This window comes from Gordonia sp. w5E2, assembly GCF_036540975.1.
GTDB lineage: Bacteria > Actinomycetota > Actinomycetes > Mycobacteriales > Mycobacteriaceae > Gordonia > Gordonia jacobaea.
This window is the reverse complement of sequence record NZ_CP144213.1, coordinates 4,580,190-4,598,126: the sequence shown is the minus strand read 5'-3', so window position 1 is coordinate 4,598,126 and position 17,937 is coordinate 4,580,190. Positions and strand designations below refer to the sequence as shown.

Genomic DNA, 17,937 nt, shown 5'->3' with positions numbered 1-17,937 from the left:
GACAGTTCTCGTGGACGGTGTGCGGGGCCGGATCTCTTCACGTTGACGGGGTGCTCGAGCCTCGACGCTCGCCCCGTGCGTCAACGTTGCGGCCCCATCGCGTTGATAGGCCGTGATCCTCCCGTTATCGCGTCTGAGCTTATCAGTGGAGTCTGGACGCTCCCTGAGACGTGGCTGTCAGCGAGTCTCACCGGCGCTCAGACTCACCACCACCGCAGCGCACGGCCCAGATCGGCGTCGACCGCAGGGATCAGGCTGCGGACAAACGTCGCGGACAGGTGGTGGTAGTCGTGCCAGACGAGGATGTTGCCGACGACAGCCGGGCAGTAGGCAGTACCGCACATCGCGTCGGTGTAGTCGAGAAACGACATGTTCGGATACTGCGACGCGATGGCCCCCGTAGGGTCCGTCTCCGCCATCGCCGCATCCCGGTCGACGCCGCAGACCTGCGGTTTCTTGCCCTGTGCCAGGCATTCCGGCGGCTTGAGCTTGCCATGCGCCCAGGGATTGTCGCGCACCGCGACGACCCGCTGTCCCCGGTCACGGAACTGCGTGAAGATGTCGGTGTAGTCCTTCGGAACGGTGTCGCCGGGCCCGTTCTCGACCGGGCGGGTGCTGTTGGTGAACACGACGTCGGGTTTGTCGACGGCCAACCTGTCCATCACGCGCCGTGACCAGTCGTTGCACTGGTAGTACTTCTGCCCGAACCAGGTGAAGACGTGCGAGGTGGTCAACGCGCAGCCGACCTTGAGGTAGGTGGTGACCCTGAATCCGCGCTGCTTGCCGACGGCGTCGAGCGCGGTGATCCACTGCTCGGCGTGCGATCCGCCGACCAGCGCGACGGTGCGCGTGGCCCCAGGATCGCCGTAGACGCCGACCTTGATCGACGGGTCTTTCCAGCCGCTGATCATCGAGTCGTACGAGGTGATCGGCCAGTCCTTGTCGACGACCTCCGGACTCGGTTGGGGGTCGACGCGGGGCGTCGGCGCGCCGTCGAGGTACGCGCGAGCACCGGGGTAGAGCCGGGGATCGAGGTTGTCGGTGTTGACCGTCGCGTTCGCGGCGTTGCGCTGCCAGACGACGGCCGTCGTGCCCGCGACGACGCTCGCGATCACGAGCACAGCGGTGAGCGTGACCCGATACGAGCGGCCGAAACCGGTGTCCCTTCCGGATCGCAGCGGAGCTTCGATGTACCGGGTCGTCAGCCACGCCAGCAGCAGCGACACCGCGAGGATCGCTGTGCCCTCGTACCAGCTCACGTCGTCCTGGAAGCGCCACGCGAGGTAGAAGATGAGCAGCGGCCAGTGCCACAGGTAGAGCGCGTAGGCCACCGAACCGAGCCACACCAGCCGCGGGTGCGCGAGTGCCCGGCTGACCAGCCCTGTGTCGTTCGACGCCGCGTCGCGGGCGGCGGGTGAACCGGTCCAGATCAGCGCGAGCGTCGCGCCGACCGGAATCCACGCCCAGACGCCCGGATACTCCGACACCCCGCTGATCCACCAGCCGCAGCTCACGATCAGCGCAAGCGCACCAACACCGACGACGTCGCGCAGCCAACCGGGCATTGCGAGGCGGTTGCGGTGGACCTGCGTGAGCCTTTGGGGGATTGCGACGGCCAACAGCCCACCCGCGAGCGGCTCCCACAGCCTCGCGACCGTGTCGTAGTAGTTGAACGGCTGGTTCACGTCGTGCCGGTAAACCGCCCAGGCGAACGAGACGACTGCGACGGCAAGCAGGGCGACGCCGACGATGCCACGGATGACGCGGGCCTCGCCGAACACCGAGATGCGACGTGCGAGCAGCTTCAGGACGCCGCCGAGCGCGAGCATGCACACGAGCGTGAGGACGAAGAACTGGCCCTGCATCGACATCGACCAGAGATGCTGCATCGGACTGTTCGCCGAATCGGCGGCAGCGTAGTCCTGTGAGTCGAATGCCAGGTGCCAGTTCTGGTAGTAGAGCGCACTCGCTTGGATCTCCGAACCCAAAGGGCCCCAACGAGTTGTGGGCATGATCAGCGCGATCAAGGCGGTGATGACAGCCAGGACGACGAGAAGAGCGGGCAGCAGGCGCCGTGCCAGTCGCCAGAAGCGAGGCCACGGATTGACCGCCCGTCGCCACGACACGTTCGGCGGGTTGGTCGCGATGACGTGCTTGAGCAACGACGCGATGAAGAAGTAGCCGGACAGCGTGAGGAACACGTCGACGCCACCGGACACCCGACCGAACCACACGTGGAAAATCGCGACGAGTGCGATCGCGATACCCCGCAGGCCGTCGAGGTCGAGGCGGTACCCCGAGGTGTTGCCGGTGGCGGCGTCCTCGTTGGGGGTGCCGGGAGCGATCCCGGCGTCGGAAAGCGTGGAACTCACAGGCAGCGATGGTAGCGCGGCGAATGACCCAGTCCGCGGACCCCATCGGCGCGGGAGGTTTGCGCCTTCGTGCTTCTAAATCTTTTCCCACCAGAGTGCATCGCGCACGCTGTGTCCATTGTCGAAAAGTTCAGACCACAAGGAGCACAGATGGCAGACCAGAAGCGCGTTGCAGTCGTCGGCGCGGGAGTGACGGGTACGAGCGCTGCGCTCGGCTTCCTCGACGCGGGATTCGACGTCACTCTCTACTCTGACCGCGATCGAGAGTCGTTGCGAGACAGGGTCCCACCGACCGGCGTCGGCGTGCTGTTCGGTAGCTCGCGCGACTGGGATGCGCAGATCATCGACGACCTCTACGAGGTGGGCAACACCACCGGCATCAGCGTTCGACTGTCGTCGGGCGAGGGCACCGAGCGCGTCGACGTTCTCGAGTTCAACCCCGACTACGGCTACGTCGCGCAGGCCGTCGACCTGCGTCTACGTGCTGATGACCGCCTCGGTCGATTCCTCGAGCGCGGCGGCCGCTTCGAGGTCGAAGCCGTCGATCCCGACCGCCTGGACGAGATCGCTGCCGACAACGACCTGACCCTCGTCGCCACCGGCAAGGGCGGCCTGGCGTCGTTCTTCCCGGTCGACGACGAGCGCACGCACTATCGCGAGCCGCAGCGTCGACTCCTGCAGGTCACCCTGACCGGACTCGACCACGGTCCCGACACGTTCGCCTACCGTGCTGCCGACGGCGGACGGCAGTCGCTGTTCAACCTCGACAGCGACAACGGCGAGATCTTCGTCGGACCCTTCCTGCACAAGGACGCGGGCGCCACATGGTCGTTCATCGTCTTCGCCAAGCCCGACGGCGCGTGGGCGCCGAAGATCGACGAGGTCACCGACGCCGCGTCTGCGCGGCAGGCGATCGTCGACATCTTCGACGAGTGGTTCCCCGCGGATGCTCCGGCGATCCGCGAGCTCGCGGTCATCGACTCCGATCCCTACTCGTGGTTGAAGGGCGCTGTCACCCCGACGGTCCGCAAGCCCGTCGGCACGACGAAGAGCGGGCACGTCGTCGCGGCGATCGGCGACACCGCGATCGCTGTCGACCCGGTTGCCGGCCAGGGCGCGCAGAACTCGCTGATCCAGGTCGCCGAACTGGTGCAGGCCGCCAAGGCGCGCCTCGACGACGACCCGTCGGCGGAGTTCTCCGCGCAGTGGCTGGCCGACGAATTCGAGAAGCATTGGGAGAGAAGAGGACACGCGTCTGTCGAGGTGACGCGGCTCTACCTCGGCGACCCCGATTACGCGACGCACCTCGAACTGGCCTTCCCGGCCGCGGCTGTCAACGTCGACGTCGCCTCTGCGCTGTTCGGCTTGCTGTCCGACCCCAATCCGCTTCTCACGCTTGGTGATCGCGACGACGTGCTCGGCTTCATCTCGGCGGTGTCGGGCGAGCCGGCCGACGACGTGCTCGGACGGTTCGAGCCGCTGGGAAGCTTCAATTCGCGCGCAGTTCCCGCCTGATTGACTGGCAGCAAAAACTTTCTGACGCAACGGGTTCCGGCCACACTCCTGTGGCCGGAACCCGTTGTTCTGTCAGCCGGTTCGTGGCCGCTGGTTGGTGTCAGGCGGTTCGTGTCAGGTGGCGTGGTGCGTCAGGATCCGTTGGCGTGCACGTCGTTCGTGACGCGGGTGATCAGCTCGAGGACCTGCTCGAACGCCCTCGACTTCGGATCGACCAGCGACGAATGTGTTTGTCCCGGCATGATGATCGCCCGTGCCCGGCCGCCCGCCTTGGCGTCGGCGGCGACGTAATCCTGCGAAAGCACATGCGGCACCACATGATCCGACGTTCCGGCGACTGCGATGACCGGCGTCTGCGGATCGAGATTCTGGATCGGGTCGACCGACGCGTAACGGTCGGGAACCTCGTCCGGTGTGCCGCCGAGTACACGCACGATGCGCGTGTCGCCCATCGCGACGGCCCTGCGCATGTCGAGCGGACCCGCGAGCGAGATGACGGTCGTCGGGCGGAACGTCGGGGATGCGCCGACCTCGCCCGGACGTAGATCCTGTCGCGTACTTGCCCAGACAGCGAGTTGGGCACCCGCAGAATGTCCGACGGTGACGGCATTGTTGAGGTTGAGCTGGGGATAGGCCTTCGCGAGGTCGGGGATGGCGTCCATCGCCGACGCGACGTCGACGAAGGTCGTCGGCCAGCCGCCGCCGTTGCCGAGCCGGCGATACTCGACGTTGACCACAGCGAGTCCGCGTTGAGCCAGGCGTCGCGCGAACGTGGCGAACGTGCCGGCCCCGATCTTGGCCTGCCATCCTCCGCCGTGGATGAGGACGACCAGAGGGACCTTGCCCGCCCGAGGCGGAAGGTAGAGGTCCATCCAGTTCTGTCGCGGATCGGCCTGCCCGGTCGACACCGCGTAAAAGTAGCGATGCAGAGTGATCCTCGACTCGGTCGCCTGATTGTTGATGTCCTTGGCTGCGGCGCCCCGGGGAACAGCGGCCGACACCTTGGCGGTCGCCGGTACGGCCCCCGACGGTGCGGGAATCGATGCGCCTACCGACTCATGTGTCGGCGTCGAGCACGCTGCGGTCACCGCGCACACGAGAGCAAGCGCAGAGACCGTCAGAGCACGGACGGGTGACGGCAGGTCGCGGGTGGTGGCCACGTGAGACAAGGTCCTCGGCATTGGTGACGGGTGTCGGGTGCGGGTTGGCAAAGTGCGGCGAAGAGTTCGCGTATGCCATTGTGCCCGCGGGACGGCGCCCGATCCTTGTCAGAACGTGTGAGATCGTACGAATATCCGACGTGGGAGGATGCAGCGATGGGTAAATCGCGGTGGTCGGTGTCCGATGCGCCGGATCTGTCCGGACGTACCGCAGTGGTCACCGGTGCGAATTCGGGCGTCGGGTTGGCGACGGCGAGTCACCTGGCACATCTCGGAGCGCGGGTCGTGCTCGCGTGCCGCAACGTCGAGGCCGCGGAACGCGCGCGGGACGTGATCGTCGCGGAAGGCGGTTCCGGTGGCCACGGCGGCCGGATCTCTCCCGACAGCCGGATCTCTCCCGACATCGAGATCGTGCAGGTCGATCTGAGTGAGCTGGATTCCGTGCGGCGCGCCGCCGACGAGTTGGTCGAGCGCTTTCCGACGATCGACATCCTCGTCAACAACGCCGGGGTGATGCGCGCGGAGCGTGAAGTCACGAAAGACGGCGTCGAGATGGATTTCGCGACCAACTTCCTCGGACATTTCGCGCTCACAGGGCTGCTGCTCGGTCCGCTGCGTGCCGCGCGTGGCGCCCGCATCGTCTCGGTGTGCTCGAAGCTGTCGACGGTTGGTCGACTCGACCCCGACGATCTCGCGATGACTACCGGCTACAGCGCCGCGGCCGCGTACTCGCGGTCGAAACTGGCTCAGGCGATCTTCGCCGTGGCGCTGCAGCGTCGGCTTGCGTTGCTCGGCGACGGTGCGCCGTCGTCGGTCCTGGCGCATCCGGGTGCGACCCACAGCGGGGTGATGCGCGATCAAGGAGTGCTGAGCTGGCTGTTCAGCACGCCGAGCCTGCGGTGGGTGCGACGGACTTTCATCATGGACCCGGCTGAGGGATCGCTGTCGTCTGTGCGTGCGGCGACCGATCCCGGTTTACTCGGCGGCCAGTACATCGGGCCGGGAGGGTTCCTGGAACTGTCCGGCGCGCCGGTCCTGGTTGCTCCGCCGGAGGAAACCGACGACCTTCGCCTGGCTCGCGCATTGTGGGAGTCTGCGGAAAAGGCGACGGGCGTCGGTTTCGACCTGCCGGACTACCCGGTCAATCCCCAGTCCTGATTCCACGGATGGAAGGTGCACACGAGCGGCGTCGAAACGCCGAGTGCACGTAGCGTCACGGAGATCGCCCGCGGGGAGTAGGTCATCACGGAGTGCCCCGAGATGTCGACCGGACAGCCATCCTGGAGCAGGACGTTGTTGACCCTCGCGCCGGGACCAGCAGTCAGGAACGTGGCGGCATACGGCGTCGAGAACTGGTCGAAGCGGGTCGCGATCACGGTGTAGTCGACGCCGGCGAATGTCTCGCCGCCGCGGTTGAGGTCGGTGATCATCGACGATCCGACGAGCTGTTCGTATCCCGCGCTTCCCGCAATGGCCGTGACGCCTGGTTCGACGTTGACACCGGCGTCCCGCAGCACCACGGCGAGCGCGCCCGAGCCACTCAGTGTCGTCCCGTGATTGGTGGCGCCGAGCGTCACCACGTTCGCGACGACGTTGTGCGTGGGGTCGGATGGATCTGCGCCGCCCTTGTACTTGAGGTAACGACGGATGAGCACGCCGCCCTGCGAATGACCGATGGCATCGATCTGGCTTGCTCCCGTTGCCTTCCGCACGCGTTGCACGAACTGCGCGAGCTGCTCAGTGGAGTCTTCGACGGGACCCGTCCCGTATAGCCCGGGGATCACCGACAGTGCGCCACCTTCTGCGACGCCGCCACGGCCGTAATTCTGTGTGAAGACGCAGAATCCGGCGCGCTTGAGGGCGGGCGAGAGTCGGGCGAACGTGCTGAATGCGCCCTCCCAGGTGCCGTGGACCAGGACAACCGGTCGAGGATGCGCGGCCGTCGGACGACACGTCCAGTCGTTGGCGCCCGCCGGGGCGGCTTCCGGGAACGGGTAGGCGAAAGCGGCTTGGAACCCTTTGATTTCCGGTCCGACGCCGCGGGTGTCGGAGGCGTAACTGGTTGCGGCCGCTGCGGTGGGTGTCGCAACGATCGTCGCGGTGAGCGCGGCGATGGTCGCGGCAGCGACGGTGAATAGCGTTGTGAGATAACGGTTCATGATGTGTCCGGGCCTCAGCTGTTCGGCGGCGTCTGGTCGGGCCAGCGTCGAGCCTTTTGTAGTTGTGCCGCGACCTGGCAGATCAGGGGTTCGCTGTTGTTGGGGCCGACGAGCTGCACGCTCAACGGCAGGCCGCCGGAGAAGCCGGCAGGGACCGCCGCTGCCGGATTACCCACGACGTTCCACACGGATGTGTACGCCGCGACCGGTGACGCCTTGGCCGATGCCTCGACGAAGCCCGCGCCGTCGAGTTGTCCTATGGGATAGGCCTTTCCGGGCGTGGTCGGACAGATCAGCAGATCGTAGGCGGGAAACACCGACGCCAGGATCTGTTTTCCGACGGTCTTGCTGAGCTCGATGGCCTTGGTCACTGCGAGATCGGACGACAAGCCCGTGCTCCGTCCGACATCGACACCCTCGCGGGTTCGCCGCTCGAGCAGTTCGTAGTGGTCGGCGCGGCGGGCTTCGGTGCTGAAACCACCGAGAACCTGCGGTTGGAATGCAGCGGTGAGCGTCGCAGGGTAGACCGGATCGTGTGCGACGACGCGGTGGCCCAGCTTGCCGAGTATGGCGCCGGTCTGCAGCACGGCGCGACGGGTGTCCTCGTCGAGGTGAGTGCCGGCGGGCTGCGCCGTGGAGATCGCAATCCTTAGTGGCCGAACACGTTTCGTCAACGCCTCGGTAAGGGAGTACGGCCACGGATCAGCCTTGTAGAGGTCGACTCCGGCGACGCTGCCGTGGATGCAGTCGAGAATCAGCGCGGTGTCTTCGACCTTCCGGCACAGCGGGCCGATCACGCCGAGAGACTTCCACAGGTCGACATTGGGTGCAGCCGACACTCGGCCGCGCTGGAGCTTCAGTCCGTACAAGCCGCACCACGACGACGGCAGCCGAATCGATCCGCCGCCGTCGCCGCCGATCGCGGCGGGCACCATGCCCGATGCCACCGCCGACGCGGTCCCTCCCGACGATCCCGCGGTGGAGTGCAGGATGTTCCACGGGTTTCGGGTGTATCCGTGTGCCGACGTCTCCGTGAACGGCCAGATGCCGAACTCCGGCATAGCCGTGATCCCGAGGATGACTGCACCCGCGGCACGCAGGCGTTTCACGACTTCGGCGTCGTCGGTCGCGGGAGTGGTGAATGCCGCACCGCCATAGGTTGTCGGGACACCTTTGACGTGATTCTCGGCTTTGATCCCGATCGGCACGCCGTGCAGTGGACCAAGGCGTGCGCCGCTCGCCTTCTTGGCGTCGAGAGCGTCCGCCTCGGCGCGGGCACGTTCGTGAAGCGGAATCGTCCACGCGCGCAACGTCGGGTTGAGCATGTCGATCCGAGCGAGGAAGAAGTCGGTGATCTGTCGAGCGGTGAACTCGCCTGCCGCAATGCGTTTGGCGATCTCGACGACGCCCGCGAATGCGATGCTTTTGTCGTTCGGGTCGAGGTCACGGCCCGCAGCAGCAGCGGGTGCGGCCCCCGTCACGCCTTGCAGCGCAACCGCACCCGCTGCCGCTGCAGCCATACCCCCGACGAGGACGGAACGTCTGCGGAATCCCGAACGCTGCGCGCTCTGGTCCTGTGATGCTGTCCCCGTTGAGTTTTCGTGTGAATGAGACGCACTCTCCGCGCCCCTTACCGCCTGTGATGCCGACATGGTTCCCCTTTGCCCCGGCCGTCGTGAGTCATCATCGCCAGCGCGTTCCGGTGGCGATGGCATGACTCTAGGAGTCAGGTGTGACCTGGCGATCGCCTCGGCGTTGCACTGACTGCGAAGATCTGCGTCCGTCACTCGCGAGCGGATTTACCTGTCTGTCACACAAGGATCCGTGACCGACGCCCGACCCGGCGCAGCCCGGGTGACCTGGATCAATTGCGCACGGCCGGCGTAGTACGTCTCTCACCCCGGTTAACGCGACCGTGACCTCAATTAGCCGAGGCGCAACGTGGGGGGTCCACTGTGAACGCGATCATGACCTCGACTTCCTCTTCACCGGTTCCCTCGCCGCCTGTGCCCTCGCCGCCCGTGCCGTCGGTGCCACTGATTGCCGACGAGTCGCCGGTCCGCGGGCTCACGCGCAGGCAGCTCCCGTTCGTAGCGGTTGTCGCGCAGTCTGTCGCGGCGATCGCGCCTGCGGGCACCTCCGCCGTGACGCCACTCTTCGTCATCGTCGCGGCGGGTGGGGCGAGGAGCATCGCGGCATTCCTGACCGCGCTCGTGGTGATCATGTTCGTCGCACTCTGCATCCGGCCGATGGCACAACGCGTCGCGGTCGTCGGTGGTCTTTATTCCTATGTGGCGCAGGCGTATGGCGCGAGGACGGCGATGGTGACGGCATGGTCGGCGGTCGTCGGCTATACCGCCGTGAGCGTCGCCGGTCTCATGGCTGTCGGTCTGTACACGAATCACATTGCGATCAGTGCCGGTGTGACACAACGTGTATCACAGGTGGCGATGAGTGCGATCGTCGTACTCGCCGCTGTCGTCATGGCTTTCGTGATGATCAGGGGAGTGAAGGTCTCGGCGGTGGTGATCCTCTGCATCGAGCTGCTCGCGGTGGTCGTGATGGTCGCGCTGATGCTGTGGCTCGGCTACACCCATCGCGACCAACCATGGAGGCTGTCCGACGCGCACCCGAATCCCGACGGCTCACTGGCACTGAGTGTGGTTGTCGCAGTGAGTGCATTCGTCGGATTCGAGAGTTCGACGACGCTGTCTGCCGAGGCGCGTCGACCCTTCCGGTCGGTGCCACGTGCGCTGCTGTGGACACCGTTGTTGGCGGGCGTGATCTATCTGCTTGCCGTGTCGAGTCAGTCGGCGGCAATGGCGGGAGCGTCGGAGTCGGTACGGGAGAGCAGCACACCGCTCGCGGCACTGTTCCTCTCGGACGGAAGCCCCGTCGCCGCAGTGATTCTCGACGTCGGTATCGCTACCTCATTCCTGGCGTGCGCTATGGCATCGGTGAATGCGCTTGTGCGCGTGCTCTTCACGCTCGGGCGTGAGCACATCATTCCGAAGCAGTTCGGCGCCACGCATCGTCGACTCCACACGCCGGCGTTCGCCACCGCGATCGCGACGTCGGTGGTGGCGCTCGGGCCGTTGATGTTCCTGTGGTTCGGCGGCGATCCCGAGGAGGGTGTCCGTGACTTTCTCACCCTGAGCGCCCTCGGCTACATGGGCAGCTACGTCGCGGCATGTCTCGCGGCGCCGCGGTTGTTGCGACGCATGGGGGAATTGACGCGGCCCCTTCTGGTCGCGAGTTGGGGAACCGCGTCGGGCCTGGTGATTCTTCTCGGGTTGGGCGCCACGATGTCGGACTCCGGTGATCGGGTGACGTTCCTGTGCTTCTTCGGTTCGGTGGCTGTCGTTGCGATCGCGGTGGTGGTGATCTATGCACAGTGGCCCGCGCGGTTCGCTCGGGTCGGTGTGTTCGACGAGACGAACCGTGACGACGTGCTGGCGTTACCGGGGTTGCGCTGATGGGGATGGGCTGATGGGGATGGGACGGCCCGGCGCGGGTGAGTCGATAGCGCGGGCGATGCAGATCATCGAGGCCGTCGGTGATCTCGGACCGGGAGCAACGAGCCGCGAGATCGCCGACCGTTTGGATGTGCCGCCTGCCAACATCTATCGCCTGTTGAACACGTTGGCCGTCGAGGAGTACCTCGTGCGGACAGCGGATCTGCGCGGTTTCGCGCTGGGAAACAGATTGAACACCATGGTGCACTCCGCGGTGACCCCGTACATGTCCAGCCGCGCACAGGAACTCTGCGAGAAGTTCCGGGCATCGGTGCGTTTCGGCGTGTACGTCATGCACTTTCGTCCCGCGACCCTTCGGATCGTCGACATGGATCCCGACCATCCGTTGGTCGCCGAGCACGAAATGATCCGATCCCTGCACGCGTCGGCCGCGGGAAAGTTGTTGCTCGCGGCGGACTCGCAGTGGCGCGAGCTTCTGCCGCCAACACTTCCCGCGCTGACGCCGTCGACCGTCACCGAGATGCGTGAACTCGCAGCGCAAGTCGAGGAGACACGTCAGCGCGGTTACGCCGTGTCGGTCGACGAAATGCTCGACGGAGAGGCGTCGATCGCCATACCGATACTCGACGTCGAGGGTGTGGTCCGCGGTGCGGTCACGGTGACAGGATTCTCTGCGCGTCTCGATGCCATCACCTCGCTGGTGCCCCGCTGTCGTGAACTCGCCGCAGAACTCGGCCCCCTGCTGTACTGACCCCTGCTGTACTGACCCTGCTGGTGCCCTTTCGGCTGGGCAGTCGAAGTTTCTGCGGCATATCGGTCCGACGTCTAGTGTCGAGAGCACGGCGTTGAAACAGCCCGACGCCCCCGTTGACAACTTTTCGCCGACCCCAGCCCCTTGGAGGCGATATGTCGGATCAGAACGATTTCTACACAACAAGAGACTCCGGAGCGCCTGCCGGAAGCGATGAGCATTCGCTCACCGTCGGAGCGGGCGGTCCCATCGTCCTGCACGATCACTACCTGATCGAGCAGATGGCGCAGTTCAACCGCGAGCGCATCCCCGAGCGTCAACCCCACGCCAAGGGGAGCGGTGCGTTCGGCACGTTCGAGACAACCGAAGACGTCTCGGCCTACACCTGCGCGGCGCTCTTCCAACCAGGCGTGAAGACGGAGATGGTCGCGAGATTCTCGACCGTCGCCGGTGAGCGGGGTAGCCCGGACACGTGGCGCGACCCACGCGGCTTCGCGTTGAAGTTCTATACCTCAGAGGGCATCTACGACATGGTCGGCAACAACACGCCGGTCTTCTTCATCAAGGATCCGCTGAAGTTCCAGCACTTCATCCGGTCGCAGAAACGCCGCGCCGACAACAACCTGCGCGACCACGACATGCAGTGGGACTTCTGGACGCTGTCTCCGGAGTCGGCGCACCAGGTCACCTGGCTGATGGGCGACCGCGGTATCCCGAAGACCTGGCGCCACATGAACGGCTACAGCTCGCACACCTATCTGTGGGTGAATGCCCAGGGCGTCAAGCACTGGGTGAGGTACCACTTCATCTCCGATCAGGGCGTCGAGTTCTTCACCCAGGACGAAGCCGACCAAATGGCTTCTGCCGACACCGATTTCCACACCCGCGACCTCTTCGAGAACATCGCGGGCGGCGGTCGACCGAGCTGGACTCTCAAGGTGCAACTGATGCCGTACGACGACGCGGTCTCGTATCGGTTCAATCCCTTTGACCTGACCAAGGTGTGGCCGCATGGTGACTACCCGCTGCACGAGGTCGGGAAGATGACGTTGCACACCAACCCGACCGACAACCATGCACAGATCGAGCAGGCGGCGTTCGAGCCCAACAACGTCGTGCCCGGTATCGGATTCAGCCCCGACCGCATGCTGCTCGGCCGCGTGTTCGCCTACGCCGACGCACATCGTGCCCGGCTCGGCGTGAACTACAAGCAGATCCCGGTAAACGCGCCTCGCAACGATGTCCACACGTACTCCAAAGACGGTGCGATGCGTATCAATCCGGTGACCGACCCGGTCTATGCGCCGAACTCGAAAGGTGGTCCCGCAGCGACGTTCTCGGGTCAGCCGGAGCCGCAGTGGGCCGCCGACGGCGAGATCATCCGCAGCGCCTACGTCGACCATCCCGAGGACGACGACTGGAGCCAGGCGGGCACATTGGTCCGTGAGGTACTCGACGACGCCGCGCGGGATCGACTGGCGGACAACGTCGTCGGCCACCTGCTCAACGGAGTGTCCGAACCGGTGTTGGCCCGGGCGTTCGACTACTGGAGCCGCGTCGACGCCGACCTCGGCGCCAAGATCAAGAAGGGCGTCACGGAGAAGGCCGACGAGCCCGACCCCAAGGCCGCCGACCAGGGCAACCCTGCCCGGTCGTCGATGCAGCAGAAGGTCTGACGCGCACAGTCGCCTGCCTCGAGCGCCCAGTGGGCTGAATACAGCGCACAGTGGGCTGAATACAGCGCACAGTGGGCTGAATACGGCGCACAGTCGACGGGAACTCTCGTCGGCTGTGCGCCGAACTTCGTCGAGTGGGCGCTGTATTTCGTCGACTGTGCGCTCTGTCGTGCCGAGTGGGTGCTCTGTCCCGCCGAGTGGGTGCTTCATCCCGCCGAGTGGGTGCTCCGTCCCGCCGAATGGGCGTGCGTCACCCCTGCGCGGGCAGGATGCGGTGGAGGAATGCCAGCAGGTACATGAGGCCGGCGCCGTCGCGGACGTCGTCGTGGCCCGCGTTGACGGCGTGGAACTCGAAGCGCGTGCCCGCTCGCCGGAACTGCCGCAGCAGGCGCAGCGTCAGCGGCAGCGGTACGCGAGAGTCCTTCCAGCCGTGCACTATCAACACCGGAGCGCCGTAGCCGCCGGTGGGCACGGCCATGTACTCGGCCAGGGAGCGTCGAAAATCGCTGTCGCCCAGAGGTTTCGCCACCACCGAACCCGTCGATACCCCCGCTACGAGTTGTGGCCACGCGGCGCTGCACACACCGGTCATCTCGTCGGAGATTCGCTGACCGACCGGGGTGAGGTAGGAGGGGACGTCCACCTTGGTCGGCGTCGCCGTCATCCCGGTCAGCACCGCCAGCAGGCTGCCGACCGGAAAGCCGGGAATCGACGGCATCTGAGGCCTGGCCATGGCGAAGACGTGCTCGATGTTCGACGCCGGGGCAAGGGCCGCGGTGCCGTGGAAGATCAGGTCGGGTGCATACGTCGCGGCACGGTGCCCGGCCGCCAGTGCCGCGTGACCGCCCTGCGACTGGCCGGCGACGGCCCAGTGCTGCGACAACTCGTCGATGCCCATGCGCGCCGCGCAGACAGCGTCGATCGTCGCGGTCGATTCGGTGTCGGTGTGCAGGTACGGATGCGGACCGATGGTGCCCGGGCCGAGGCCGAGATAGTCGGGGGCGACGACGGCGTATCCAGCAGCGTTGAGCCGACCGATCACCTCGCCGGTCCCAGCCTCGAGATCCGGCGAGCCGGTCAACCCACAGTGCTCCGACAGTCCAGACGTCCCATGGGTCCACGCAACCACCCGCCAACCCTCCGCGGGGGCGGGACCGTCGGGGAGACACACCAATCCCGTTGCGGTGACCGACGTTCCGTCCGGCCCCGGAGTGGTGTACACGAGCCGACTCACGGCGTGCAGCCCGCCCCACGAACCTATCGGGTCGAGTCGCTGCAGCGTCGAACGTCGGCTCATCGTCACCCCCGTGATCTGTCCGCGTCGACCGCCGGTCGGCAATCGCGTGTCGACAGCCATTCAATCAGCACGGGCGCGTTGGTGCGCCGGATCGTCGAGTACGGCTCCCGCCGCCTGACCGGGTTGGCATAGTGAAGAGGTGGACTCCGACACAAGCACGAGCGGGTTCGACCTGAGCGAGGCGATGCGCACGACGTTCGCGGCGCGGTCGTACACCGACGATCCGCTTCCCGACGACGTGCTCTTCGACATCCTCGACGTCGCGCGCTTCGCTCCGAGCGGCGGCAACCGTCAGGGCGCGCACGTGACCGTGGTGCGCGACGCCGAGACGAAACGTCGGATCGCCGACCTCAGCAAACCTGCGGCCCGACGCTACCTCGCGCAAAAGGCGGCAGGCGAGAGTCCGTGGAATCCGGTCAACCCGACGTCGGTCACCGAGAGCGACCTCGAATCCGTCGACGGCGTCGACGCATTCGTCTCCCCGCTCATCAACGCCCCGGTGGTGCTCGTCGTGTCGGTCGACCTCGCCGTCGTCGCGGCGACCGACCAGGACCTCGACCGCATCGGTGTCATCAGCGGAGCGTCGATCTATCCGCTGGTGTGGAACATCTTGCTGCAGGCTCGCGCCCATGGATTCGGTGGCACGGTCACGACGGTGGCCGCGGCGAGCGAGCCCGCCGTCCAAGAACTGCTCGGGTTGCCGACGACGCACGCCGTCGCCGCGGTGCTGCCCATCGGCAGGCCCGTCAAACAACTCACGAAGCTGCGCAGGCAACCCGTCGACGAGTTCGTGACGATCGAAAGATTCGACGGTCCGCCGCTGCGGGCCGCACACGAGTGACACAGGAGACCCATGAGTGAACGCCAGGTGCTATTACCGACCGACGACCATCCGATCACCGTCGAACCTGCCCCAGAGCACGTGCGCATCCGCGTGGCAGATCGCGTCATCGCCGAGACTGACGACGCGCTCATTCTGCGGGAAGCGTCGTATCCGCCGGTCTACTACATTCCGCGCCACGACCTCGACGCCGACGTCTTCACTCCGAGTACGCATCAGACGTACTGCCCCTACAAGGGCGAGGCCGGATACCACGGGATAGTCGGTGCCGACGGTGCGACGCTCGCCGACAAGGTGTGGTTCTACGACGAGCCCTACCCCGCGGTCGCCGAGATCGCGGGTCACGTCGCGTTCTATCCCGACGCGGTGACCATCGATATCACACCGAATTGAGCAGGGGGAGAATCGAAGTGGATGCCCAGACCATCGGGGATACGGTGGAGATCCGGCAGTTGCTGACTCGCTACGCAACCGCCGTCGACGCCCGGGATTGGCCGCTGTACCGCACGGTCTTCACCGAGGATGCCGAAATCGACTACACGGCATCGCCGTTCGGAATCATCGGCAGCGTCGACGACGTCGTGGACTGGCTCGAGCGCGGGCTGTCGTCGCTGGAGATGACGATGCACTACGTGCTGAACATCGACGTCGAGATCAGCGGCGACACGGCGACGGTTCGCGCGCAGTTCCTCAATCCCATGCAGATCCCGGGACTCGGCGAGCAGAGTTCGTGCGGCGGCTACTACCACCACGCCCTCATACGCACACAGGACGGCTGGCAGAGCAGGTCGATGCGCGAGGAGATCGTGTGGTTTGTCAACTCCCCGTTGGGATCTCCCCGCTGACACGGCTCGCCATGCGTCGAGGTCAGTTGTCCGGGTAGTCGGCGAGCGCATCCGCGGCGCGCACAAATGCCAAGTGTGACAACGCCTGTGGCGTATTCCCGACCTGCCTGCGTGCGTCGACGTCATACTCCTCGGAGAACAGTCCGACGTCGTTGGCCGTCGCCATACCCTGAGCCATAACCTTTTCGGCGTCGCCACGCCTGCCGCTGCGGGCGTACTGCTCTGCGAGCCAGAACGTACACGCCATGAAGGGATGTTCGGTGCCGTCGAGGCCGTCGACGTGCGACGACGTCCGGTAGCGCAACACCAAGCCGCCCTGCATCAACGTTTGCTCAATGCCCTCGACAGTGGCGAGCATGCGCGGATCGTCGAAGTCGCAGAAGCCGACCTGTGGGAGTTGCAGTAGTGAGGCGTCGACCTCCGTCGTGCCCGGGTACTGGACGAACCGGCCGGTGTGCGGGTCGACCATGGTCTCCTCGATCTCGGCTCGAATCTTGTCGCGCAGCGCTTTCCAGTGGTTCGCGGGCCCCTTGAGTCCGTGCTCTTCGACGGCGCGTACGCCTCGGTCGAACGCCGCCCACACCATCGCCCGCGAGTGCGTGAACTTGCGCAGCGGCCCGCGGATCTCCCAGATGCCGTTGTCGGGTTTGTCGATGTTCTCCTCGGCCCGTTTGAGTAGTTCGCGCTGCAGCGACCACGAGATCTTGTTCTCCGGCAGGCCTGCGGCACGGGCGGCGTCGAGTGCGACGAGCACCTCGCCGATAGTGTCTGCCTGGAACTGGTCGACGGCGCCGTTGCCGACCCGTACCGGGGCGGAGCCCTCATAACCGGGGAACTGGGGCATCTCGATCTCGGGCAGTTCTCGCTCTCCCGCGATGCCGTACATGATCTGCAACTGACTGGGATCGCCGGCGATGGCGCGCAGCAACCACATCCGCCAGTGCTCGGCCACGCGGATGAATCCGTGGCAGACGAGGACGTCGAGCGTCAGGGCTGCGTCACGTAGCCACACATAGCGGTAGTCCCAATTACGTGATCCACCAATGGATTCGGGTAGCGACGTGGTTGCAGCGGCGACGATCCCCCCTGTGTCGAGATTACTCAACGCACGCAACGTGATCAGCGATCGGACGATCGCCGCGTCGCGTGACCCGGTGTGGTCGATACGGCCTGCCCACTCGGTCCACCAGTCGTGTGTTTCGCGCAGCGCCTGATCGACGTCGAGTGGTTCTGGCTCTTCGCGATATGAGTGGTACCAGGTCAACACCAAATCAAGGGTCTGGCCCGCGTGGATCGTCTTCGTCGCGCGGTGGACGTGGTCGGTGGCCTTCAGAGCGATGCCTCGGACGATCACGGCGTCTGGTCCCGCGACCGCCCTCAGCGCCGGTCGCTCGTTGTCGCCGTGCTGCAGCACCCAGGGGACGACCCGCGAATAGTCGAAGCGCATGCGGAGTTCCGTATCGATCTCGACCTTGCCGCTGATCCCGACCACTCGCCGCACGAGATCGACGCGCCCGCCGTCGATCGGCATGAACTCGTGGACCTCGGCGACACCGGTCGACGTCTCCCACCGCGTCACCAGGATCAACGTCTCACCGTCGTAGCGTCGGCTCACCGTCGCGTCGAGGTCGGTTGGCGCAAGGTGCCACGATCCGTGGTCGGGTTTGCCGAGGAGGCTCCCGAAGATCGAGGCGCTGTCGAAGCGTGGAACGCACAACCAGTCGACGTCACCGTTGCGTGAGATCAGCGCTCCGGTGCGGCAATCCCCGACGAGTGCGTAGTCTTCGATATAGGCGGCCATGCTCTCGATTCTGCCTGTGATCGCAGTTGTCCGACGAAACTTCG

General features: G+C 65.8%; 14 protein-coding genes. 8 read left to right on the top strand and 6 right to left on the bottom strand.

Annotation, left to right across the window (positions count from 1 at the left end; all coding sequences use genetic code 11):
* Window positions 1-203: 203 nt before the first annotated feature.
* Entirely contained in the window at window positions 204-2,372 is a 2,169-nt protein-coding gene (locus tag RND64_RS20890; RefSeq protein WP_049700430.1) for an acyltransferase family protein, read from the bottom strand.
* Window positions 2,373-2,522: 150 nt separating this feature from the next.
* Here RND64_RS20890 and RND64_RS20885 point away from each other — a divergent pair, with 150 nt between their 5' ends.
* A complete protein-coding gene (locus tag RND64_RS20885; protein WP_049700431.1) occupies window positions 2,523-3,887 on the top strand; it encodes a styrene monooxygenase/indole monooxygenase family protein in 1,365 nt (454 codons plus the stop codon).
* Window positions 3,888-4,018: 131 nt separating this feature from the next.
* Here the strand turns inward: RND64_RS20885 and RND64_RS20880 are convergent, their stop codons facing one another.
* Window positions 4,019-5,047, bottom strand: a complete 1,029-nt coding sequence (locus RND64_RS20880) for an alpha/beta hydrolase family protein (RefSeq protein ID WP_083444450.1) — start codon at window positions 5,045-5,047, stop codon at window positions 4,019-4,021.
* Between the two features lie 156 nt (window positions 5,048-5,203).
* On the opposite strand from RND64_RS20880, the gene RND64_RS20875 reads away from it, so the two are divergent.
* Window positions 5,204-6,205: an oxidoreductase gene (locus RND64_RS20875; RefSeq protein ID WP_049700433.1), complete on the top strand. Its 1,002-nt coding sequence runs from the start codon at window positions 5,204-5,206 to the stop codon at window positions 6,203-6,205.
* Here the strand turns inward: RND64_RS20875 and RND64_RS20870 are convergent.
* The gene (locus RND64_RS20870; RefSeq protein WP_049700434.1) at window positions 6,181-7,206 is read right to left on the bottom strand and encodes an esterase/lipase family protein; all 1,026 of its coding nucleotides are present in this window, start codon (window positions 7,204-7,206) and stop codon (window positions 6,181-6,183) included. The two genes, RND64_RS20875 and RND64_RS20870, sit on opposite strands and share 25 nt — an antisense overlap.
* A 14-nt stretch (window positions 7,207-7,220) precedes the next feature.
* Window positions 7,221-8,726, bottom strand: a complete 1,506-nt coding sequence (locus RND64_RS20865; protein WP_082938021.1) for an amidase — start codon at window positions 8,724-8,726, stop codon at window positions 7,221-7,223.
* A 486-nt stretch (window positions 8,727-9,212) separates the two neighbouring features.
* Between RND64_RS20865 and RND64_RS20860 the strand changes: the two genes are divergently transcribed.
* The 3 genes from RND64_RS20860 (at window position 9,213) to RND64_RS20850 (ending at window position 13,109) form a co-directional block, all read left to right on the top strand.
* Window positions 9,213-10,682, top strand: a complete 1,470-nt coding sequence (locus RND64_RS20860) for an APC family permease (RefSeq protein ID WP_235434442.1) — start codon at window positions 9,213-9,215, stop codon at window positions 10,680-10,682.
* Window positions 10,683-10,695: 13 nt separating this feature from the next.
* Window positions 10,696-11,433 carry an IclR family transcriptional regulator gene (locus RND64_RS20855; RefSeq protein ID WP_049700435.1) on the top strand — a complete coding sequence of 246 codons (738 nt, stop codon included), beginning with the start codon at window positions 10,696-10,698 and terminating at the stop codon, window positions 11,431-11,433.
* A 155-nt stretch (window positions 11,434-11,588) separates the two neighbouring features.
* Window positions 11,589-13,109 (top strand): catalase, encoded by a 1,521-nt coding sequence (locus RND64_RS20850; protein ID WP_049700436.1) that lies wholly within the window; start codon window positions 11,589-11,591, stop codon window positions 13,107-13,109.
* 250 nt (window positions 13,110-13,359) lie between these two features.
* Here RND64_RS20850 and RND64_RS20845 read toward each other — a convergent pair whose 3' ends face one another.
* The gene (locus tag RND64_RS20845) at window positions 13,360-14,466 is read right to left on the bottom strand and encodes a lipase family protein (RefSeq protein WP_235434443.1); all 1,107 of its coding nucleotides are present in this window, start codon (window positions 14,464-14,466) and stop codon (window positions 13,360-13,362) included.
* Between the two features lie 124 nt (window positions 14,467-14,590).
* On the opposite strand from RND64_RS20845, the gene RND64_RS20840 reads away from it, so the two are divergent.
* Genes RND64_RS20840 through RND64_RS20830 form a run of 3 tightly spaced genes read left to right on the top strand, consistent with a single transcriptional unit; the run spans window position 14,591 to window position 16,092 of the window.
* Window positions 14,591-15,247: a nitroreductase family protein gene (locus RND64_RS20840; protein ID WP_049700492.1), complete on the top strand. Its 657-nt coding sequence runs from the start codon at window positions 14,591-14,593 to the stop codon at window positions 15,245-15,247.
* A gap of 12 nt (window positions 15,248-15,259) precedes the next feature.
* The gene (locus RND64_RS20835; protein ID WP_049700437.1) at window positions 15,260-15,640 is read left to right on the top strand and encodes a DUF427 domain-containing protein; all 381 of its coding nucleotides are present in this window, start codon (window positions 15,260-15,262) and stop codon (window positions 15,638-15,640) included.
* Between the two features lie 17 nt (window positions 15,641-15,657).
* Window positions 15,658-16,092 carry a nuclear transport factor 2 family protein gene (locus RND64_RS20830; RefSeq protein ID WP_049700438.1) on the top strand — a complete coding sequence of 145 codons (435 nt, stop codon included), beginning with the start codon at window positions 15,658-15,660 and terminating at the stop codon, window positions 16,090-16,092.
* 22 nt (window positions 16,093-16,114) lie between these two features.
* Here the strand turns inward: RND64_RS20830 and RND64_RS20825 are convergent, their stop codons facing one another.
* On the bottom strand, window positions 16,115-17,893 hold the full coding sequence (locus RND64_RS20825; RefSeq protein ID WP_049700439.1) for a glycoside hydrolase family 15 protein: 1,779 nt from the start codon (window positions 17,891-17,893) through the stop codon (window positions 16,115-16,117).
* Window positions 17,894-17,937 lie beyond the last annotated feature (44 nt).